Source organism: Streptomyces sp. SID5910 (genome assembly GCF_009862125.1).
GTDB lineage: Bacteria > Actinomycetota > Actinomycetes > Streptomycetales > Streptomycetaceae > Streptomyces.
Genome location: NZ_WWHX01000367.1, coordinates 1 through 21,847, shown reverse-complemented (window position 1 = coordinate 21,847; position 21,847 = coordinate 1). Strand labels below are relative to the sequence as shown.

The 21,847-nt window shown below is 71.0% G+C and carries 16 protein-coding genes, 1 tRNA gene and 1 rRNA gene; 3 read left to right on the top strand and 15 right to left on the bottom strand.

Annotation, left to right across the window (positions count from 1 at the left end; translation table 11 throughout):
- Both GTW67_RS12420 and GTW67_RS12415 read left to right on the top strand, forming a co-directional pair.
- Nucleotides 1-866, top strand: an 866-nt coding sequence (locus tag GTW67_RS12420) for an Lhr family helicase (RefSeq protein ID WP_524539770.1), incomplete at its 5' end; no start/stop codon positions are given.
- Between the two features lie 18 nt (nt 867-884).
- Nucleotides 885-1,724, top strand: a complete 840-nt coding sequence (locus tag GTW67_RS12415) for an Fpg/Nei family DNA glycosylase (protein ID WP_161164863.1) — start codon at nt 885-887, stop codon at nt 1,722-1,724.
- Nucleotides 1,725-1,749: 25 nt separating this feature from the next.
- Here the strand turns inward: GTW67_RS12415 and GTW67_RS12410 are convergent, their stop codons facing one another.
- From GTW67_RS12410 to GTW67_RS12355, 12 genes are all read right to left on the bottom strand, one after another.
- Entirely contained in the window at nt 1,750-2,235 is a 486-nt protein-coding gene (locus tag GTW67_RS12410) for an SRPBCC family protein (protein WP_161164862.1), read from the bottom strand.
- Nucleotides 2,232-2,606: an ArsR/SmtB family transcription factor gene (locus GTW67_RS12405; RefSeq protein WP_161164861.1), complete on the bottom strand. Its 375-nt coding sequence runs from the start codon at nt 2,604-2,606 to the stop codon at nt 2,232-2,234. Before GTW67_RS12405 ends, GTW67_RS12410 begins: the two co-directional genes overlap by 4 nt.
- An 85-nt stretch (nt 2,607-2,691) precedes the next feature.
- Complete coding sequence (locus tag GTW67_RS12400; RefSeq protein WP_161164860.1) at nt 2,692-3,012, bottom strand: hypothetical protein; 321 nt, start codon at nt 3,010-3,012, stop codon at nt 2,692-2,694.
- The gene (locus GTW67_RS12395; protein WP_161164859.1) at nt 3,009-3,479 is read right to left on the bottom strand and encodes a Dps family protein; all 471 of its coding nucleotides are present in this window, start codon (nt 3,477-3,479) and stop codon (nt 3,009-3,011) included. The genes GTW67_RS12400 and GTW67_RS12395 overlap by 4 nt, the downstream gene beginning before the upstream one ends.
- Nucleotides 3,480-3,661: 182 nt before the next feature.
- Nucleotides 3,662-4,042, bottom strand: a complete 381-nt coding sequence (locus GTW67_RS12390) for a helix-turn-helix domain-containing protein (RefSeq protein WP_161164858.1) — start codon at nt 4,040-4,042, stop codon at nt 3,662-3,664.
- A 109-nt stretch (nt 4,043-4,151) separates the two neighbouring features.
- Nucleotides 4,152-4,697 carry a nicotinamide-nucleotide amidohydrolase family protein gene (locus GTW67_RS12385; protein ID WP_161164857.1) on the bottom strand — a complete coding sequence of 182 codons (546 nt, stop codon included), beginning with the start codon at nt 4,695-4,697 and terminating at the stop codon, nt 4,152-4,154.
- On the bottom strand, nt 4,694-5,467 hold the full coding sequence (pgsA, locus tag GTW67_RS12380) for a CDP-diacylglycerol--glycerol-3-phosphate 3-phosphatidyltransferase (RefSeq protein ID WP_161164856.1): 774 nt from the start codon (nt 5,465-5,467) through the stop codon (nt 4,694-4,696). Before pgsA ends, GTW67_RS12385 begins: the two co-directional genes overlap by 4 nt.
- On the bottom strand, nt 5,464-6,933 hold the full coding sequence (gene rimO / locus GTW67_RS12375) for a 30S ribosomal protein S12 methylthiotransferase RimO (RefSeq protein WP_161164855.1): 1,470 nt from the start codon (nt 6,931-6,933) through the stop codon (nt 5,464-5,466). Before rimO ends, pgsA begins: the two co-directional genes overlap by 4 nt.
- A gap of 92 nt (nt 6,934-7,025) precedes the next feature.
- Complete coding sequence (locus GTW67_RS12370) at nt 7,026-7,877, bottom strand: RodZ domain-containing protein (RefSeq protein ID WP_161164854.1); 852 nt, start codon at nt 7,875-7,877, stop codon at nt 7,026-7,028.
- 263 nt (nt 7,878-8,140) lie between these two features.
- On the bottom strand, nt 8,141-10,885 hold the full coding sequence (locus GTW67_RS12365; RefSeq protein WP_202437150.1) for a DNA translocase FtsK: 2,745 nt from the start codon (nt 10,883-10,885) through the stop codon (nt 8,141-8,143).
- Nucleotides 10,886-11,026: 141 nt separating this feature from the next.
- The gene (locus tag GTW67_RS12360) at nt 11,027-11,701 is read right to left on the bottom strand and encodes a response regulator (RefSeq protein WP_161164852.1); all 675 of its coding nucleotides are present in this window, start codon (nt 11,699-11,701) and stop codon (nt 11,027-11,029) included.
- 325 nt (nt 11,702-12,026) lie between these two features.
- Nucleotides 12,027-17,501, bottom strand: a complete 5,475-nt coding sequence (locus tag GTW67_RS12355; protein WP_161164851.1) for a HAMP domain-containing protein — start codon at nt 17,499-17,501, stop codon at nt 12,027-12,029.
- A gap of 390 nt (nt 17,502-17,891) precedes the next feature.
- On the opposite strand from GTW67_RS12355, the gene GTW67_RS12350 reads away from it, so the two are divergent.
- Nucleotides 17,892-20,657 (top strand): SpoIIE family protein phosphatase, encoded by a 2,766-nt coding sequence (locus GTW67_RS12350; RefSeq protein ID WP_161164850.1) that lies wholly within the window; start codon nt 17,892-17,894, stop codon nt 20,655-20,657.
- 58 nt (nt 20,658-20,715) lie between these two features.
- On the opposite strand, the gene GTW67_RS12345 is transcribed toward GTW67_RS12350, so the two are convergent.
- The 3 genes from GTW67_RS12345 to rrf form a co-directional block, all read right to left on the bottom strand.
- Nucleotides 20,716-20,788 (bottom strand) — tRNA-Thr (locus GTW67_RS12345).
- 78 nt (nt 20,789-20,866) lie between these two features.
- Nucleotides 20,867-21,529 (bottom strand): DegT/DnrJ/EryC1/StrS family aminotransferase, encoded by a 663-nt coding sequence (locus GTW67_RS12340; protein WP_161164864.1) that lies wholly within the window; start codon nt 21,527-21,529, stop codon nt 20,867-20,869.
- A gap of 115 nt (nt 21,530-21,644) precedes the next feature.
- A 5S ribosomal RNA gene (rrf, locus tag GTW67_RS12335) occupies nt 21,645-21,761 on the bottom strand.
- Nucleotides 21,762-21,847 lie beyond the last annotated feature (86 nt).

The window sequence follows — 21,847 nt, the reverse complement described above, 5'->3', positions numbered from 1 at the left end:
TCGAGGAGACCGGACAGGCCCGGCGCGGCTATGTCGTGGAGGGCCTCGGCGCCGCGCAGTTCGCCATGGAGGGCGCCGTGGACCGGTTGCGCGCGGTCTCCAACGCCCGCGAGCGCGGCGACGGCGCACCGGGCCGGGCGGGCCACGGCAACGGCGGCCCCGGCGGGCTCACCGGTCCCGACGGCCCCACGGCGGACCCCTGGGCCACCGGCGACTCCCCCTTCGACGACTTCAACGCCTTCAACGACGTCGCGGCGGGCGGCCTCGGGGACGCCGGCGCCCCGGACGGCCCCGCCGACGCCTTCGCACCCGCCCGGCCGCTCCCCCGCTCCCGGGGCGACCACGTCTCCCCTCGCGACTACGCCGAACCGGGCGCCGGCGGCCCACGGGGCGGCGGGGCGCAGGGCGGCTTCGGCTTCCCGCAGGGCTCGTACGACGCCGGTCTCCCCGGCCGCCGCGGCCGGGGAAGCACCGCGTCCCGGGCCGTCGTCCTGGCCGCCGCCGACCCGGCGAACGCCTACGGCGCTGCCCTGGGCTGGCCCGAGCCGCCGGCCGGGGCCACGCACAAGCCGGGCCGCAAGGCGGGTTCCCTGGTGGTGCTGGTGGAGGGGGAGCCGGCGCTCTACATGGAGCGGGGTGGCAAGACCCTGCTGCTCTGGCCCTCCGACCCGGACGGGCCGCCGGCCGAGGACCCGGCCCTGCGCGCCGCCACGGAGGCCCTCGCCGCCTCAGCCCGCGCGGGTTCCCTCGGCACGGTCACGGTGGAACGCGTCAACGGCGCCGCGGCCCTGACCTCGCCCTTCGGCCCCCTTCTGGAGGAGGCGGGCTTCATCGCCACCCCGCGCGGTCTGCGGATCCGGGCGTGAGCCTGTCACCCTTGACCCATGCCTGAGGGAGACACGGTCTGGCAGGCCGCGCAGAGGCTGCACGGCGCCCTGGCGGGCAGGACGCTGACCCGCAGCGACTTCCGCGTGCCCCGGTACGCGACGTCCGACCTCACCGGCCGTGCCGTCCTGGACGTCACCCCGCGCGGCAAGCACCTGCTCACCCGCATCGAGGGCGGCCTGACACTGCACTCGCACCTCAGGATGGACGGCGCCTGGAAGGTGTTCGCCGCCGGTCAGCGCTGGAGCGGCGGCCCGGCCCACCAGATCCGCGTCATCCTCGGCACCGCCGACCGTACGGCCGTCGGCTACCGCCTGCCGGTGCTGGAGCTTCTGCGCACCGCCGACGAACAGCGCGCCGTCGGCCATCTCGGCCCCGACCTGCTGGGCCCCGACTGGGACCCCGAACAGGCCCTGGCCAACCTCCGCGAGGACCCGGCCCGTTCCCTCGGTGAGGCCCTGCTCGACCAGCGCAATCTCGCCGGCATCGGCAACGTCTACAAGTGCGAGCTGTGCTTCCTGCTCGGCGTCACGCCATGGCTCCCGGTGGGCGAGCTGCCCGCCGACCGCGCCGCAGCGCTGCCGGGGCTCGCCAAGAGGCTCCTGGAGGCCAACCGAGACCGTCCGGTCCGCCGTACGACGGGCCTGCGCGGCCACGACCTGTTCGTCTACGGCCGCGCGCCCCGCCCGTGCCTGCGCTGCGGCACGTCCGTCCGGCTGGCCGACCAGGGCGACGGCTCCCGGGAGCGCCCGACGTACTGGTGCCCCGTCTGCCAGGCCGGCCCCGCCCCTCGCCCAGGCGGCTACACCGCCGCGGGACGGCGGCGGAAACGGACGTGACCCCGTCCGCCGCCCGGCCCGTGACTCAGCCGGCCAGCAGCGCGTCCATCTGCCCGACCGCCTGCCGCAGCCCCTCGACCATGCCCATGTCGGCCAGCCGCTCCATCTGCTCCGCGGAGTCGAAGACCGAGCGCATCTCCATCCGGGTGCCGCCCCCGTGCTCGCTGAGCCGGACCCGCACGGCCATGGTCGGCATGGTGGCGCTCGGCGCACCGTCCTGGTCGGCGAATCCGTCGGTGAACTCCAGCGACGTCGGGGCGTCCACCGAGGTGATCCGCCACCAGCCGCGGTACTTGTCGCCGTCCGGGCCGGTCATGAAGTAGGTGACGTCACCACCCGGGGTCAGGTCGTACTCCTCCACGGTCGCCGGGTAGCTCGGCGGGCCCCACCAGCGCTCCAGCTGCCGCGGGTCGGCCCACAGCTGCCAGACCCGTTCGACGGGCGCGGCGAAGTCGGCGACGAGGGTGAGGGTCAGCTGGTCGACGTCCTTGTCCAGGCTGGTAATGGTCATCGGTCCTGTCCTTCCGTCGGATGAGGCCCGCCGGCGTCGGTGTCCTCGGCGAGCAGGCGGGACATGCGCTCGACTCTGCCGCGCCAGGCGGCCTCTAGCCCGTCGAGGGCCTGCCGGGCCCGGTCCACGGCCTCGGGGTCGGTCCGTACGAGCTGCTCCCGCCCCCGGCGCTGCTTGGTCACCAGGCCGGCCCCTGCCAGCACCGCCACGTGCTTCTGCACCGCGGCGAAACTCATCGGGTAGGCCTCCGCGAGCCGTGACACCGACAGTTCGTCCCGCACGCAGCGGCGCAGGATGTCACGACGAGTCGTGTCGGCCAGGGCGTGGAACAAACGGTCCACGCGCTCTTCACCCATCTCATCTACAACCATTTGGTTGTACGTTACTCCCGCCGCCGCCCGCTGTAAAGCGTCCGCCACCCCTCTGCCAGCACGCCCCTCTGCCACGCCGCCGGCCTCACCGCTCACCGGTGTCACCGACACCGGACGACGGCCCGCCACGCGCCCGCCCAGGACCCGACGGACCCGACGGCCCCGACGAGCCCGGGCTGCGCGCCTCCGCCCGCAGGGCCCGCCGCCACCGCCCCGTACCGACGGCCCCCACCGCCTGGCTCTTGGGCACACAGTGCACCGGCAGCACGCTCAGCCCCCACCCGCCGACCGCGACCGCGCCCTCGACCGCACCGGCGCCGGGCGCCAGCACCAGACGCACCACGGCCCAGCACCACAGCGCGCCGAAGCCCAGCGCGGCCGCCCGGCGCAGGGTCGCCGAGGTCATCCGTTCTCGGCCTGGAACATCCAGTGCTGCTTTTCGAGGTCGGCAGTGACCTGGATGAAGATGTCCTGGCTCACCGGGTCCGGCTCTCCGGTCGCGGTGATCCGTTCCCGCATCCGGGTGATCACCGCACCCAGCGCCTCGACGATCGTCCCCACCGCGGTGGTGTCGTCCACCCAGCCCTCGGGCGTCACCCCGATGCCGCTGCCGACGGCCACCGTCGCGGCCCGGCCGTCCGGAGAGACACCGAGCGCCGAGGCACGCTCGGCCACGGTGTCGGAGTGCGTGCGCGCGGTGCCGACGACCTCGTCCAGCTGGAGATGCACGGAGCGGAAGCGCGGCCCGACGACGTTCCAGTGGATCTGCTTGGCGACCAGGGCCAGGTCGACCAGGTCGACGAGGGCGCCCTGGAGCGCCTCCGAGACGATCTTGAGATTCGCGTCGGACAAGGGGCTCTTGACGACGTACATCCGCGCCTCCGTCGGTTCTGCCCGGGCATGTCCTTCCACGATGACCGCACCATCAGGGACCGGCAAACCGGCGGACGCGCCCCCGGGCCGGCGCTGCCCGGGCACGCAAAAACCCCGACCGCACCCCTCCGGTCTCCCGGAGAGGCCCTGGCCGGGGCCTCGGACGACGTCGCGCCGACAGATCAGGCGGCGACGACGTCCACCGCTTCCGCGGGCGCCTTGATGGTCACCCGTTCCGGTGGCACACCGGCCACCGACACCGAACCCAGCATCGGACGGACCGGCGCGGGCACGGACTCGCTCGACGTGGCCGCGGCGGACTGGGCCAGCTCCGCGAGGGCGAGTTCGTCGCTCACTTCCCGCATGAGTTCGGACATCCGTACGTCCAGCGCGTCGCAGATGGCGGACAGCAGCTCGGAGGACGCCTCCTTCTGCCCCCGCTCCACCTCGGAGAGATAGCCGAGTGAGACTCGGGCGGACGAGGAGACTTCGCGCAGAGTACGGCCCTGGCGCTGGCGCTGCCGACGCAGCACGTCACCCAGCAGGCGACGGAGCAGAATCATCGGTGGCTCCCTCCTCGGACCGCGTAGCCGCATCCTTCACGCCCCACCGTACCGCCTCGCGCCGCGGCCGTGCGGGGAGCGATGTCGTGTTCACTCAGGGCTGCAAACATCAAAACCCCCCGTTCCGTTCCGTATCCTGTGCCCGCTCATTTCCGGTCTGTTCGCCCGCGAGCTCCCTCAGAAGGAGCGCGAGCACGCTCCGTACACTCTCCATACGAATTTCCGCGCGGTCGCCGTTCAACCGCAGCGCCTCCACTTTTCCGCCAGGGGCAGAACCGTCACATGGTGCAAAAGGGCCCTGCACGGCCACGTAGACCGTGCCGACCGGCTGTCCGTCCTGGGGATCGGGGCCCGCGACACCGGTCGTGGCGATGCCCCAGTCGGCTCCCAGCGCCTTGCGCACGCCGGCCGCCATCTCCGCCGCGACCTGCGGATCGACCGCTCCGCGAGCCGCCAGCAGGCCGGCCTCGACGCCGAGCAGATCCCGCTTCAGTTCCGTGGCGTAGGCGGTCACCGAACCCCGGAAGACCTTCGACGCCCCGGGGACCTCGGTGATCCCGGCCGCCACCAGGCCACCCGTCAGCGACTCGGCTATGGCGAGGCTCTCGCCCCTCACCGTGAGTAGTCGCACCACGTCGGCGGCCGTGGAACTCACCCTTCGGTCTCCTTCAACGCCGCCCTGCGCTCGGCGATTCCCTGCCGGCGCAGGACAATGGCCTGCTTCACATAGTCCAGCCCGGTCACCACGGTCAGGGCGACCGCCGCCGCCATCACCCAGAACCTCAGGGTGGCCAGGGGCCCCGTCAGCGCCAGGACGTACATGCCGACGGCCACGCCCTGGGTGAGGGTCTTCAGCTTGCCGCCGCGGCTCGCCGGGATGACGCCGTACCGGATGACCAGGAAACGCAGCAGGGTGATCCCGAGTTCCCGGCCCAGGATGACGGCCGTGACCCACCACGGCAGGTCGCCGAGCGCGGAGAGACAGATCAGCGCCGCCCCCATGATCGCCTTGTCGGCGATGGGGTCGGCGATCTTCCCGAAGTCCGTGACGAGGTCGTAGGTGCGGGCCAGATGGCCGTCGAAGATGTCGGTGAACATGGCGACGGCGAAGGCGGCCCAGGCGAAGGAGCGCCAGGCCGGGTCGTATCCGCCGTTGCCGAGCATCAGCACCACGAAGACCGGCACGAGGACCAGCCGGAACATCGTCAGCAGATTGGCGACGTTCCAGACGCTCGCCTGGTTGACGGCGGCGGCCGCGATCTTGCCGCCGCGCCCGCCGGCACCGCCCTCGGTCGCACCCCGCTCCACGGCGCCCCCCGAAGTCTTGCGCTCGGCCGGTTCCTGCGCCGCGCCCGGGGCACCGCGCGGGCCGGTCCTGCGCGCACTGGAGGAGCCGCCCGCCGCGGACGCCGGGACTCCGGTCATCTGGCCGCCTCCTCGCTCCACGCGGGCGAGCCCGGCAGCGGTTCGGCCACCAGGTCGACACCCTCCGTACCGACCACCTTCGCGTCGACCATACGACCGGGAGCGAGACCTTCGCCGCCCGTGAGCAGCACCTGGCCGTCCGTCTCGGGCGCCTGGTGGGCCGCCCGCCCGTACACCCCGTCCTCGTCGACGGACTCCACGAGCACCTGCACGGTCGAGCCGACGCGCTCCTCGGCCCGCTGCGAGACGAGTTCCTCGGCCAGCCGGGACACGCGGGCCAGGCGCTCGGCGACGACGTCCTCGTCGACCTTGTTCTCGTAGGTCGCCGCCTCGGTGCCGTCCTCGTCGGAGTAGCCGAAGACGCCGATGGCGTCCAGCCGCGCGTGGGTCAGGAACCGCTCCAGCTCGGCGAGGTCGGCCTCGGACTCGCCGGGGAAGCCGACGATGAAGTTGGAGCGCACACCGGCCTCGGGGGCCTTGGTCCGGATGGTGTCCAGCAGCTCCAGGAAGCGGTCGGTGTCACCGAAGCGGCGCATGGCGCGCAGCACGTTCGGCGCGGAGTGCTGGAAGGACAGGTCGAAGTACGGCATGACCTTCGGCGTCGAGGTCAGCACGTCGATCAGGCCCGGGCGCATCTCGGCGGGCTGGAGGTAGCTGACGCGGATCCGCTCGATGCCGTCGACGTCGGCCAGGTTCGGCAGGAGGGACTCCAGCAGGCGGATGTCGCCGAGGTCCTTGCCGTAGGAGGTGTTGTTCTCGGAGACCAGCATGATCTCCTTGACGCCCTGCTCGGCCAGCCACCGCGTCTCGTTCAGCACGTCGCTGGGGCGGCGGGAGATGAAGGAGCCGCGGAAGGACGGGATGGCGCAGAAGGAGCAGCGCCGGTCGCAGCCGGAGGCCAGCTTCACCGAGGCGACCGGGGAGCCGTCGAGGCGGCGGCGCAGCGGCGCGCGGGGCCCGGAGGCCGGGGCGACGCCCTCCGGGAGGTCGGCGGGGCCGTGACCCGGCAGGGCGACGGCGGCGCCGGCCTCCTGCCGCTCGGCGGGGCTGATCGGCAGCAGCTTGCGCCGGTCGCGCGGGGTGTGGGCGGCGTGGACGCCGCCGCTGAGGATGGTCTGGAGGCGGTCGGAGATGTCGGCGTAGTCGTCGAAGCCGAGGACGCCGTCGGCCTCGGGCAGGGCCTCGGCGAGCTCCTTGCCGTACCGCTCGGCCATGCAGCCCACGGCCACCACGGCCTGGGTTCTGCCGTGACCCTTGAGGTCGTTGGCCTCCAGGAGGGCGTCGACGGAGTCCTTCTTGGCGGCCTCGACGAAGCCGCACGTGTTCACGACGGCGACGTCCGCTTCCTCGGCGTCGTCGACGAGCTTCCAGCCGTCCGCCTCCAGACGGCCTGCGAGCTCCTCCGAGTCCACCTCGTTACGGGCGCAGCCAAGGGTGACGAGTGCGACGGTACGGCTTTCAGGCATGGGCTCAAGACTACTTCGTCCCGCCGACAGCCCACGTCGACGGGGTTGGCCGAACTTGGCCAACCCCGTAGTGACTCGTCCGCTCGGTCCGCTTATCCGACCTGCGGGTCGCCCTTCGTGTACGTCAGCCGCTCCACGGCGCCCGGCTGGAAGTCGTCCTCGATCTTCTTGCCGTTGACGTACAGCTCGATGGCGCCGGCGTCGCCGAGGACGAGGTTGACCTTCTCGTTGTCCTGGAAGGTCTTGGAGTCGCCCTGCTTGAGCAGGCCGTCGAAGAGCAGCCGGCCGCTGTGGTCCTTGGCGCTGATCCAGCTGCGGCCCTCGGTGGCGCTGACCTTGACGGTCACCTTGTCGCGGGGAGCGGCGGCGATGGCGCTGTCGGTCGGGTCCGGCTTGGGGTCGGCCGGCTTCTTGGGCCGGGCGCCGGCCGAGGCGCTCTGCCCGGCCGTCGGCTGGGCACCCTCGGCGACGCTGGCCTCGGAGCCGCCGTCGTCGCCGCCCTTGACGAAGGTGAAGCCGACGAAGCCGATCACGGCGACGATCGCGGCGACCATCGCCGCGGTCCAGTTGGGTCCGCGCCGCTCGGGACGGATGCGCTCCGCCTCGAACAGGGGCGCGGCGGGGGTCGGGGCCGGGCGTCCGCCGTGATCGGCGTCGTAGTGCGCGAGGAGCTCGGCCGGGTCGAGCCGGACGGCCTTGGCCAGGGTCCTGATGTGGCCGCGGGCGTAGACGTCGCCGCCGCACGGCGTGAAGTCGTCCGCCTCGATGGCCTGCACGATGGCGATGCGGACGCGGGTGGCGCTGCTGATGTCGTCGACGGTCAACCCGGCGGCGATGCGCGCCTGTTGCAGGGCACGGCCGACAGTGGGGCGGGCTTCCTCAGAAACGTCTTCGGACACGCCTTCGATCGGACGCTCGTCTTCAGGGGAGTTGCCGATGGACACGGGGGCGCCTTTCGAGCGTATTGGCCGCCTGTGCTGGACGTTCAGTCTAGGGGGGGTACAAACGGGTGGGGCAACCGGACGGCGGGACTTGTACGCCATCGGTATGGCTTCGTGTCCCGATGGCGGTGTACCTCTTTGTCGCTTCCCTCAACTTGACGTAGGCCATGGGGAAACGGTTGCTCAATGATCCCTAACGGGTGAGTCACGATCGGCCGGCCGGCCGTCCTGATCCGCCACGCGAGGTGATCCGCGCGTACCGTTCCCTACCCTTCAGACTCCCCCCGGATCACCGCGAGCACGCCGTCCAGCTCGTCAGCCTTCACAAGAACGTCACGAGCCTTCGAACCCTCGCTCGGTCCGACGATGCTCCGCGACTCCATCAGGTCCATCAGGCGTCCGGCCTTGGCGAAGCCGACGCGCAGCTTGCGCTGGAGCATGGAGGTCGACCCGAACTGCGTGGAGACGACCAGCTCGGCCGCCTGGCACAGCAGGTCGAGGTCGTCGCCGATGTCCTCGTCGATCTCCTTCTTCTGCTTGGTCCCGACGACGACGTCGTCCCGGAAGACGGGCGCCATCTGGTCCTTGCAGTGCTGGACGACGACCGCGACCTCCTCCTCGGTCACGAACGCGCCCTGCATACGGGTCGGCTTGTTCGCGCCCATCGGCAGGAACAGTCCGTCGCCCTTGCCGATCAGCTTCTCCGCGCCGGGCTGGTCGAGGATGACCCGCGAGTCCGCCAGCGAGGAGGTGGCGAAGGCGAGGCGGGAGGGCACGTTGGCCTTGATCAGGCCCGTGACGACGTCCACGGAGGGCCGCTGGGTGGCGAGCACCAGGTGGATGCCGGCCGCGCGCGCGAGCTGCGTGATGCGCACGATGGCGTCCTCGACGTCCCGCGGGGCGACCATCATCAGGTCGGCCAGCTCGTCCACGATCACCAGCAGGTACGGGTAGGGCTGGAGCTCGCGTTCGCTGCCCTCGGGCGGCTTGACCTTGCCCTCGCGCACGGCGCGGTTGAAGTCGTCGATGTGCCGGTAGCCGTAGGCGGCGAGGTCGTCGTAGCGCAGGTCCATCTCGCGCACGACCCACTGGAGCGCCTCGGCGGCCCGCTTGGGGTTGGTGATGATCGGTGTGATCAGGTGCGGGATGCCCTCGTACGCGGTCAGCTCGACGCGCTTGGGGTCGACCAGGATCATCCGGACGTCCTCCGGGGTCGCCCGCATCATGATCGAGGTGATCAGGCAGTTGATGCAGGACGACTTGCCGGATCCGGTGGCGCCGGCGACCAGCATGTGCGGCATCTTCGCCAGCGAGTGCATGACGTAGCCGCCCTCGACGTCCTTGCCGAAGGCCACCAGCATCGGGTCGTCGTCCTCGGCGGACTCCGCGAGCCGCAGCACGTCGCCGAGGTTGACCATCTCCCGGTCGGTGTTGGGGATCTCGATGCCGACCGCGGACTTGCCGGGGATCGGGCTGATGATCCGCACGTCGGGGCTGGCGACGGCGTACGCGATGTTCTTGGTCAGCGCGGTGATCCGCTCCACCTTCACGGCCGGACCCAGCTCGACCTCGTACCGGGTGACCGTCGGGCCGCGGGTGAAGCCGGTGACGCGGGCGTCGACCTTGAACTCGGTGAAGACGGTGGTCAGCGAGTCCACTATGGCGTCGTTCGCGGCGCTGCGCGCCTTGCCGGGGCCACCGCGCGTGAGGGAGTCGAGGGACGGCAGGGAGTACGTGATGTCGCCGGAGAGCTGGAGCTGCTCGGCACGCGGCGGCAGCTCCCGCTCCTGCGGCAGCGGGGTCTTGGTGAGGTCGGGGACCTCCGCCTTGGCCGGGGCCTGTCCGGACGGCTCCTTCTTGAGCTTCCCGGGCTGCGGGCGCGCGGCCGGGACCGGCGTGGGGGTCGGGGCCGACGACTCGCGCTCCCCCGTGCTCACGCCCTGGGTGAGGTCGGCGACCAGCGGGGACGGCGGCATCCCGTGCAGGACGGCGCCGTCGAGCGCGGCGGCGGCCGCGGCGGCGACGTCCACGGCGTCCAGCGGCCGGTTCGCGTCGGGCTGCGGCACGGCGGACCGACGGGGCCGGCCACGGCGCCGGGTGAGCGCCTCCTGCTCGGCGCCGTCATGGTCGTACGGCTCCTCGGCAGGCGGTCCCCCGCGCCGGCGGGGGCGCGCGGGCAGCGACTCGCGCCACTGGTCGTCGTACCGCTCGTCGTCGTCGGTGAACCGGTCCGGCTCAGGCTCGCTGACGAGTCCCAGCCGCACGCCGAGCAGCCGCAGCCGCTGCGGGATGGCGTTGACGGGCGTGGCCGTGACGACCAGCAGCCCGAAGACCGTGAGCAGCACGAGCAGCGGCACGGCCAGGACGTCGGTCATCGTGTACGACAGCGGGGTCGCCGCGCCCCAGCCGATCAGGCCGCCGGCGTCCCTTATGGCCTGCATGCCGGCGCTGCGGGCGGGCGAGCCGCAGGCGATGTGCACCTGGCCGAGCACGCCGATGACCAGCGCGGACAGGCCGATCACGATCCGGCCGTTCGCCTCGGGTTTCTCCGGGTGCCGGATCAGCCGCACGGCGACGGTGCCGAGCAGGATCGGCACGAGCAGGTCGAGCCGGCCGAACGCCCCGGTCACCAGGATCTCGACGAGATCGCCGACCGGGCCCTTCAGGTCGGCCCAGGTGCCGGCGGCGACGATCAGCGCCATGCCGAGCAGCAGCAGCGCGACGCCGTCCTTGCGGTGCGCCGGGTCGAGGTTCTTCGCGCCCTGGCCTATGCCGCGGAACACGGCGCCGACCGCGTGCGCGATGCCCAGCCAGAGGGCGCGTACGAGCCGGTAGACACCGCCGGTCGGACTGGCCGCCGGTGCGGGTGCGGGCTTCTTCGCCGCGGCCTTCCTGGCGGGCGCCTTCTTCGCCGGTGCCCTTTTCGCGGCGGCCTTCCTCGCCGGAGCCTTCGCGGGAGCCGCCGTCTTCTTGGCGGGCTGCTTCTTGGCTGCGGAGGGACGTGAGGCCATAGGTGTGAGGTTACCGGTGGAGACGGCGGTCGACACGTGTGCCCACCGCTTCACCCGTTCGTGTCGCCCTCGCGCGCGTCCGGAACTGACGCGGTGGGTACGGACGCTGACATGCCTTCACGGACCGCCCCACCGACAGCCTCAGTTCACCGCGGGCTGCCCTCCGGAGGAACCCGGTTCGAGGGCGTCCAGGGCCCGGCGCAGGCCCGTGAGCTTGCGCTCCAGGTGGGCCGCGGTCGCCACCGCCGCCGCGTCGGTCGACTCGTCGCCCAGCTGTTTGGAGAGCGCTTCGGCCTGCTCCTCGACGGCGGCGAGCCGCGCCGACAGCTCGGCGAGCAGCCCCGCCGGCTCCTTGGTCTCCACGCCCGCACTCTTGCCGCCGCCCTCCAACTGGAGGCGCAGCAGTGCCGCCTGCTCGCGCAGCTGGCAGTTCTTCATGTAGAGCTCGACGAAGACCGAGACCTTCGCGCGCAGCACCCACGGGTCGAACGGCTTGGAGATGTAGTCCACCGCACCCGCCGCGTACCCGCGGAAGGTGTGATGCGGACCGTGGTTGATCGCGGTGAGGAAGATGATCGGGATGTCCCGGGTCCGCTCCCGCCGCTTGATGTGCGCGGCTGTCTCGAAACCGTCCATGCCCGGCATCTGGACGTCCAGCAGAATGACCGCGAAGTCGTCCGTGAGCAGCGCTTTGAGCGCTTCCTCCCCGGACGATGCCCGCACCAGCGTCTGATCGAGCGCCGAGAGGATCGCCTCCAGCGCCAGCAGATTCTCCGGCCGGTCATCGACCAGGAGGATCTTGGCCTTCTGCACCATGGCCCGCCCTCCTCGCCCCGGCGTGGGGCCTCCCCTGTCCGCAGGACTTGGGGCAGCACCGGCGGGCGCCGCCCCAGGGGACGACTCCCTTGCGTCGCCCGTCCTTGTGCCGGTCATCGTAGCCGCACCCCGCCCGTCGCCACACCCTGTCACCGCGATGTCACTGTGTACGTAGCAGAAACGCGGCGGGAGACCAGAAGGTTCCCCGAATCCCGTGCTTCTACACGGCTTCGGGCACACTGAGTCAGCAACTCCGCGTGCCCGCCGGAGTCCCCGCCGCACCCACGCACACCACGTTCGCACACTGCCGCCCGGGACGTGCCGCTCACTCCTCCCGCATCCACTGCTCCATCACCGTCAGCAGGTGATCGGGGTCGACCGGCTTCGTGACGTAGTCGGAGGCACCCGACTCGATCGCCTTCTCCCGGTCGCCCTTCATCGCCTTCGCGGTCAGCGCGATGATCGGGAGCCCGGCGAACTGGGGCATCCGGCGGATCGCCGTGGTCGTCGCGTACCCGTCCATCTCGGGCATCATGATGTCCATCAGGACGACCGCGACATCCTCGTGCTGCTCCAGGACCTCGATGCCCTCCCGGCCGTTCTCGGCGTACAGCACGGACAGGCCGTGCTGCTCCAGGACGCTGGTCAGCGCGAAGACGTTGCGGATGTCGTCGTCGACGATCAGCACCTTCTGGCCACCGAACCGGATGTTCCGGTGCGACTGGGGCACCGTGTCCTGCACCCCGGCCGGCCGCGGCTCCTGCGGCGCGGGCTGCTCCGCGGCCTCCGGCAGAGCCCTGCGGCGACGCCGGAACAGCGCGGCGGCACCGTTCTGCGAGTCCTGGTACGACTTCACCTCGGCCGGTGTCTCGGCCTCGGCCTCCTGCGGCTCGGCCGGCGCGCTCGCCGAGGACAGCAGCTCGCCCGCGCCGAGGGACGGCAGGGCCTGCCCGTAGCCGTTCGGCGGCAGCTCGCTCGGGTACAGCGGCAGGTAGAGCGTGAACGTCGAGCCGCGGCCCGGCTCGCTCTGCGCGTGGATCTCACCGCCCAGCAGCTGCGCGATCTCCCGCGAGATGGACAGCCCGAGCCCCGTGCCGCCGTACTTGCGGCTGGTGGTGCCGTCGGCCTGCTTGAACGCCTCGAAGATCACCCGCATCTTGCTGGCCGCGATCCCGATGCCGGTGTCGCTCACGGAGAACGCGATCAGCTCCCCGTTCGGGTCGGTCATCGAACCGGCCTCCAGCAGCTGCTCCCGGATGGCCTGCGGCACGTCGTCCCGGGCCGGCCGGATGACCAGCTCGACCGCGCCCGAGTCCGTGAACTTCACCGCGTTGGACAGCAGGTTCCGCAGCACCTGGAGCAGCCGCTGCTCGTCGGTGTGCAGGGTCGCGGGCAGCTCCGGCGACACCCGCACCGACAGGTCGAGGCCCTTCTCCGCGGTCAGCGGCCGGAACGTCGCCTCCACGTAGTCCACGAGCTGGACCAGCGCGATGCGCGTCGGGGAGACGTCCATCTTGCCCGCCTCGACCTTCGACAGGTCGAGGATGTCGTTGATGAGCTGGAGCAGGTCCGAACCGGCGCCGTGGATGGTCTCGGCGAACTCGACCTGCTTCGGCGACAGGTTCGCGTCGGCGTTGTCGGCGAGCAACTTGGCCAGAATCAGCAGGGAGTTGAGCGGCGTACGCAGCTCATGCGACATGTTGGCCAGGAACTCGCTCTTGTAGCGCATGGAGACCGCGAGCTGCTCGGCGCGCTCCTCCAGGACCTGCCGGGCCTCCTCGATCTCGGTGTTCTTCACCTCGATGTCGCGGTTCTGCTGCGCCAGCAGCTCGGCCTTCTCCTCCAGTTCGGCGTTGGAGGACTGGAGCGCCTTCTGCCGCTGCTCCAACTCCTCCGAGCGCTCGCGCAGTTGCTCGGTCAGCTCCTGCGACTGCTTCAGCAGCACCTCCGTCTTGGTGTTGACGGAGATGGTGTTGACGCTCGTCGCGATCATCTCGGCGATCTGATTGAGGAAGTCCTTCTGGATCTGCGTGAACGGGGTGAAGGACGCCAGCTCGATGACGCCGAGCACCTTCCCCTCGAACAGCACCGGCAGGACGATCACCTGGGCGGGCGGGGCCTCCCCGAGCCCGGAGGAGATCTTCAGATAGCCGCTCGGCGCGTTCTCCACCAGGATCGTGCGCTTCTCCTGCGCGGCCGTCCCGACCAGCGCCTCTCCCGGCCGGAAGGAGGTCGGCATGGAGCCCATCGAGTAGCCGTACGACCCGAGCATCCGCAGCTCGTACTGGTCCTCGTGGTCGGCGGCGAGCTCCTGGCCGTCCACCAGCGGCATGGCCAGGAAGAACGCGCCGTGCTGCGCGGAGACCACCGGGGTCAGCTCGCTCATGATCAGCGAGGCCACGTCCTGGAGGTCCCGGCGGCCCTGCATCAGCGCGGAGATACGGGCGAGATTGCCCTTGAGCCAGTCCTGCTCCTTGTTGGCGATCGTGGTGTCGCGCAGGTTGGCGATCATCTTGTTGATGTAGTCCTGGAGCTCGGAGATCTCCCCGGAGGCGTCCACGTCGATCTTCAGGTTCAGGTCGCCGCGGGTCACCGCGGTCGCCACGCGCGCGATGGCACGCACCTGCCGGGTCAGATTCCCGGCCATCTCGTTCACCGACTCGGTCAGGTCCCGCCAGGTGCCGTCCACGTCCCGCACCCGCGCCTGCCCGCCGAGCTGGCCCTCCGTGCCCACCTCGCGGGCCACACGCGTGACCTCCTCCGCGAAGGAGGACAGCTGGTCGACCATCGTGTTGATGGTCGTCTTCAGCTCCAGGATCTCACCGCGCGCGTCGATGTCGATCTTCTTGGTCAGGTCGCCCTTGGCGATGGCGGTCGTGACCATGGCGATGTTGCGCACCTGACCGGTCAGGTTGGACGCCATCTGGTTCACCGACTCGGTGAGGTCCTTCCACGTACCGGACACGCCCGGCACGTGCGCCTGGCCGCCGAGGATGCCGTCCGTGCCCACCTCACGGGCCACCTTGGTGACCTGGTCGGCGAACGAACTCAGCGTCTTCACCATGGTGTTGAAGGTCTCGGCGAGCTGCGCCACCTCACCGCGCGCCTCGATCGTCACCGTCCGCGTCAGGTCGCCGTTGGCGACGGCGGCGGCCACCTGGGAGATGTTCCTCACCTGGACGGTGAGGTTCTTCGCCATCAGGTTGACGTTGTCGCTGAGGTCCTTCCAGATGCCCACCACACCCGGCACGTGCGCCTGCCCGCCGAGGATGCCCTCGGTACCCACCTCGCGGGCGACCCGGGTGACCTGCTCGGCGAAGGACGACAGCTGGTCGACCATGGTGTTGACCGTGGTGACGAGCTCCAGGATCTCGCCCTTGGCGTCGACGGTGATCTTCTTCGACAGGTCGCCCTTGGCCACGGCGGTGGTGACCTCGGCGATGTTGCGGACCTGCATGGTCAGGTTGTTGGCCATGCCGTTCACGGACTGCGTGAGGTCCTTCCAGGTGCCGGACACCCCCTGCACCTCGGCCTGGCCGCCGAGGATGCCCTCGGTACCCACCTCACGGGCGACGCGCGTGACCTCCTGGGCGAACGACGACAGCTGGTCCACCATCGTGTTCAGCGTGTTCTTCAGCTCCAGGATCTCCCCGCGCGCGTCCACAGTGATCTTCTGGGACAGGTCACCGCGGGCCACCGCCGTCGCGACCTGCGCGATGTTGCGGACCTGCGCGGTGAGATTGCCGGCCATGCCGTTCACCGAGTCGGTCAGGTCGCGCCACACACCGGCGACCCCGGGCACCTGCGCCTGACCGCCGAGGCGGCCCTCGGTGCCCACCTCACGGGCCACGCGCGTGACCTGCTCGGCGAAGGACGACAGCTGGTCCACCATCGTGTTGATGGTGTTCTTCAGCTCCAGGATCTCCCCGCGCGCGTCGACGTCGATCTTCTGGGACAGGTCGCCGCGCGCCACGGCCGTCGTCACCTGCGCGATGTTGCGCACCTGGGAGGTCAGGTTCCCCGCCATCGAGTTGACGGAGTCCGTCAGCTCCTTCCAGGTGCCCGACACGCCGTCCACCCGGGCCTGACCGCCGAGGCGGCCCTCCGTGCCCACGTCCCGCGCCATCCGGGTCACCTGGTCGGCGAAGCTGGAGAGCTGGTCCACCATCGTGTTCACGGTGTTCTTCAGCTGGAGCATCTCGCCGGAGACGTCCACCGTGACCTTCTGCGACAGGTCACCGTTGGCCACCGCCGTCGTCACCTGCGCGATGTTCCTCACCTGACCGGTGAGGTTCCGGAACGCCGTGTTGACGGAGTCGGTGAGGTCCTTCCACGTACCCGCCGCCCCCGGCACCTGCGCCTGGCCGCCCAGCTCACCCTCGACACCGACCTCCCGGGCCACGCGCGTGACCTCGGCACCGAAGGAGGACAGCTGGTCCACCATCGTGTTGACGGTGTTCTTCAGCTCCAGCATCTCGCCGGCCACGTCCACGGTGACCTTCTGCGACAGATCACCGCTGGCCACCGCCGTCGTCACCGCGGCGATGTCCCTCACCTGAGTGGTCAGGTTCCGGAAGACCGTGTTGACGGAGTCGGTCAGGTCCTTCCAGATCCCCGCCGCACCCGGCACGTTCGCCTGACCGCCGAGCTGCCCCTCGCCGCCGACCTCGTTGGCCACCCGCGTGACCTCGTCCGCGAAGATCCGCAGCGTCTCGGTCATCTGGTTGATCGTCTCGGCGAGCTGCGCGACCTCCCCACGCGCCGGCACGGTCACCTTCAGCGACAGGTCACCGTTGGCGACCGCCGTCGTCACCTCGGAGATCCCGCGCACCTGGGCCGTCAGATTCCCCGCCATGGTGTTGACGGAGTCGGTCAGCTCCTTCCACACCCCGGCCACGCCCGGCACCTGCGCCTGACCGCCCAGCGCGCCCTCGGTACCCACCTCACGGGCCACCCGCGTCACCTCGGACGAGAACGCGGAGAGCTGGTCCACCATCGTGTTGACGGTGTTCTTCAGCTCCAGCATCTCGCCGGCCACGTGAACCGTGACCTTCCGGGACAGATCACCCTTGGCCACGGCCGTCGTCACCAGCGCGATGTCCCGCACCTGCGCCGTCAGCCGGTACGCCATCGTGTTGACGGAGTCCGTCAGGTCCTTCCACGAACCGGACATACCGCGCACCTGGGCCTGTCCGCCCAGCTTGCCCTCGGTACCGACCTCACTGGCCACCCGCGTGACCTCGTCCGTGAACGTCGACAACTGGTCGACCAGGTTGTTCACGGTCCGCCCGACCTTCAGGAACTCACCGCGCAGCGGATGCCCGGTGCCCTCCGCGGTCTGCGTCCGCAGCTCCATGCGGGGCGACAGATCACCGTCCGCCACCGCCGACAGCACCCGGCTGACCTCGGAGACAGGGCGCACGAGGTCGTCCACGAGCGCGTTGGAGTGGTCGATCGCGGTCGCCCAGGACCCTTCGCAGGCCCCCGTCTCCAGCCGCTCCGTGAGCTTGCCCTCACGGCCGACCATCCGCCGCACCCGGGCCAGCTCGCCCGTGAGATGCAGATTGCGGTCGGCCACCTCGTTGAACACGGCCGCGATCTCCGACATCACGCCGTCCCCGGACACCGTGAGCCGCCTGCGGAAGTTCCCCTCCCGCATCGCCACGAGCGCCGTGAGCAGGCGGTTCAGCGCCGCCGTGTCGACCGTCGTCGTCCCGCCTCGTGTCTTGCCCTGCTTACTCAGGGACTGTCCGCCTTTCGCGCGCGTCTTCGTGGCCCGCGTCGCTGCGCCAGACTCCACTGTGTCCCTCCCGCAGGGGTCGACCGTTACCGCTGTGCCCGGTGCACCCCACGGTGACCGGTTGTGCCGCATGCTTCCTGTGCCGCCGCGTGCTTGGGCCCGGCTCGCCGGGCCGCTCCAGGGCTGCTGCCCATCGAGCGCGCTCGGCATTCGGCCTGCCCGGACGCACACAACAAGCTTGCCCAGTGTTTCACCCCGGCCGAACCAGGCCATAACAGTTCGGCAGCTTCGCACATCGTCCGCACACCCTCTGGGCGGAAACACTGCGGACCGGCATCCGCGGGGGCGGCGAAGGTAAGTAACCTTGCATGCGGCTGTCCAGCCGTGCCGGTTCTGTCCGGCCTGGGCGGTGGCACGAGACGAGCGGGCAGCGGAGGGGCGGCCGGACACATGACCACCGGACTGGTCCCGGGGGAGCAGCCCCCGGATCACGGGCCGACGGACGGCCTGCCGCAGCAGCGGCACGAGCCGGTCGGCCATCAGGCCGTGCAGGTGCACGTGGACGTGGAGAGAGGGTCGAGGAGTTCAGTGATCACCGCGCGCGCGGCCGCCAGTTTCGAGCCCGTCGGACGATCGGTGGCGAGCGCACGTTCCTTCGTCCGCGACACCCTCCAGGGCTGGGGCCATGCCGACATCGTCGACGACGCCGTGGTCCTCACCAGCGAACTGGTGACCAATGCCGTGGTGCACGCCGGCACCGCCGCCGACGTGGTGTGCCTGCGCAGCGAGGACGGCGTGCGCATCGAGGTGGCCGACCGCTACCCCGAGCGCGAGGTCCCGATGCAGGGCTCGGCCGTCAACATGGGCAGCCCCGACCGCGAGGGCGGACGCGGCCTCCAGCTCTGCGCGGCCCTCGCCGGCCACTGGGGCGTCGAGTACACGCCCACCCACAAGAACGTCTGGTTCCAGCTGGACCTGCCCGCCCGCGCGGTCGGCACCCGCAGCGCCGGCCCGTCCCTCCCGGCCGAGCTGCTGCCGGTCGCCGACGGCCGCGTCCGCGTCGCCGTCGTCCAGATCGACCGCACCGGCGCCATCACCGCCTGGAACGAGGACGCCGAGGAACTCTTCGGCTACCCCGCCGAGCAGGTCACCGGCAAGCCGCTGACCGACCTCGCCGCCTGGCCGCACACCCCGGGCACCGGCACCGGCATCGTCGAGGCACTCCAGCTCTCCCGCTGGGAGGGCAGCTACGGCATAAGGGGCGCCGACGGCCGCGTCACCCCGGTCTACGCCTCCCACCTCCGCGTCCGCGACGCCGGCGGCGAACCCTCGACGGTCTGCCTCCTCGTACGGGACCACGAGCGCGCGGTGCTCCAGACGCCGCTGCGCGTACCCGCGTCCGACGCCGGCGGTTCCTCGGAGGGCCAGAGCGCCGACCCCTTCGAGGTGTTCATCGGCTCCCCCGCCCCGGACGACCTCGACGGCCTCCTCCAGCGCACGGTGGAACGCGCCCGCGACATGCTGGACGCCGACGCCGCCTTCCTGCTGCTCGCCACCGACGACGAGACGGAGCTGGAGGTCCGCGCCTCCACCGGCCTGCCCTCCGCCCGCCAGCGCTTCGCCCGCGTCCCCGTCGAGGCCGGCCCCGGCCGCTACGGCTCCGCGCGCATGCCCGCCGTCCACGACGACCTCGCCGCGGTCCCCGGCGCCGTCCCGCTGCTCAACGGCACGGGCATGCGCTCGGTCGTCACCGTCCCCCTGAAGGTCGAGGGCCGTCTCACCGGCTCCCTCGGCGTCGCGGCCGAGTCCGCCGGCCGGTACTCCAACGAGGAGGCCCTGCGTCTCCAGTTCGCCGCCGACCGCATCGCCCTGGCTGTCGAGTCGGCCCGCCTGGGCGAGCTGGAGCGGCTGCGCCGCGGCTCCCTCAGCTTCCTCGTCGAGGCGTCCGACCTCCTCGCCGGCACCCTGGACCGTGACCAGACCCTGGCCCTCATGGCGCAGATGACGGTCCCGACCCTGGCCACCTGGTGCGCCGTCTACACCATCGCCGACCAGGCCTCGGACCCTTACCTGTCGTACGTCCTGCACGAGGACGAGGAACTGATCGACGGCATCAAGTCCCTCCTCTCCAAGATCGACCCGCCCGACCCGGTGCCCACCCCGGGCGCCCGCGTCTGGACGGCTCCCGCCGAGGTCGCCCACCAGGCGGCCCTGCGCAGCTCCATGCGCAGCCTCGGCCTGAGTGGCGGCCCGACCCGGCAGGTCAGTTCCGGCATCGGCCCGACCCTGGCCACGGCCTCCGCCGTCGGCGGCGAGACCGTCGTCCTGCCCCTGGTCGCCCGCAACCGCGTCATCGGCATGCTCACTCTCGGCAAGCCCACCGACGAGCACTTCCGCCAGGAGATCCTGGAGCTCGCCGAGGACCTGTCCCGCCGAGCCGCCCTGGCCCTGGACAACGCCCGCCTGTACTCGGAGCGCACGGCCATCAGCCAGTCCCTCCAGCGCAGCCTGCTGCCGCCGGAGCTCCCCCTGATCGACGGCGTCGAGGTGGAGGTCATCTACCGCGCGGCCGGCGAGGGCAACGAGGTCGGCGGCGACTTCTACGACCTCTTCCCCATCAGCGACGGCGCCTACGGCTTCGCCATCGGCGACGTCTGCGGTACGGGCCCGAACGCGGCGGCCGTCACGGGCCTGGCCCGGCACGCCCTGCGCCTGCTGGCCCGGGAGGGCCTGAGCGGTCCGGCGGTCCTGGAGCGCCTCAACTCGGCCATCCTCGACGAGGGCGCCCGCAGCCGCTTCCTCACCCTCCTGTACGGCGAGATGCGCCCGCAGGAGGACGGAAGCGCGGAGCTGAAGGTGGTCTGCGCCGGCCATCCGCTCCCCCTGCGCCTGCGCCAGGACGGCACGGTCGCACCGGCCGCCGAGCCCCAGCCCCTCCTCGGCGTCATCGAGGACCTGGAGCTGTACGAGCAGACGGTCACCCTGGATCCGGGCGACGTCCTGCTCTGCGTGACGGACGGCGTCACGGAGCGCCGCGAGGGCACGCGCATGCTGGGTGACGACGGCCTCGCCGACGTCCTGACCACCTGCACGGGCCTGACGGCGGGCGCGGTGGCGGCCCGCATCATGCGCGCGGTGGAGCGTTTCGCGTCGGACGCGCCGTCCGACGACATGGCCATCCTGGCGATGCGGGTGCCGGAGCCGCACACGGACTGATCACCGGTCCAGGGCATGCGAAAGGCCCCGCCCATTGGGCGGGGCCTTTCTTCTGTTGAGCCCCCAAACGGAATCGAACCGTTGACCTTCTCCTTACCATGGAGACGCTCTACCGACTGAGCTATAGGGGCCTGTCGCCTTTTCGAGGTTTCCCTCGCGGCAACGGAATAGATCATACCCCGAACAGACGGGTGCTCCCAACACCGCTTTCAGTGCGCGGGTTGCAGCAGTCCGCCCAGCGCATTGCACGCGGACACGATGCGCTGCATGTCCCGCTTCGTCAGCGAGGCGTCCACCGGCAGCGCGAGCGTCTCGTCGGCGGCCCGCTCCGTCTCCGGCAACGACACGCAACGCCGGAACGCGGGCATCCGGTGCACCGGTGTCTGCACCGGTACCCGGCAGTCGACGCCCTTCCCCCGCACGGCCCGGGCGAACGCGTCCCGGTCGGGCCGGCCATTGCCCGGCACCCTCACCACGTACTGCTGGTAGGTGTGCCCGTCGCCCCCGTCGGGGGTGCGCACACCCTTCAACTTCCCGTCGAGGTAAGCCGCTCGCTCCCTGCGCCGGGCTATGTCGTCGTACGGCCCGTCGGTCTCCCTCTGCTCCAGGACGAGCAGCCCGTGCCGTTGCCCGACCGCGTGCAGCCGAGCCGTGTCGGCCGGCCGCCCGAATCGGTGTACGGCGACGACGGCCGCGGTCCGGGGCGTGAGCGCCGCCTCCACGGCGGCCGTGTCGAGGCAGTACGTCGCCGGATCTATGTCGGCGAACACCGGCAACGCACCGACCAGGGCCACGGTTTCGGCGACCTCCGCGTTCCCGAAGGCGGGCACGACGACCTCGTCACCGACGCCTACGCCGGCGGCCCTGAGCATGGCAGCAGTCCTCATGCCGACGATGTTCGTAGCGACACGTGAACGTCAAGTGACGGAAAACAAAAAAGGGTTGGACCCGGAACCGAAGTTCGGGGTCCAACCCTTTTGAATGATTGTTCGGCGGCGTCCTACTCTCCCACAGGGTCCCCCCTGCAGTACCATCGGCGCTGTAAGGCTTAGCTTCCGGGTTCGGAATGTAACCGGGCGTTTCCCTAACGCTATGACCACCGAAACACTATGAAACTGTCAACCGCACCACGCCTATGACAACGTGGGGTTGTTCGTGGTTTCAGAACCAACACAGTGGACGCGAGCAAC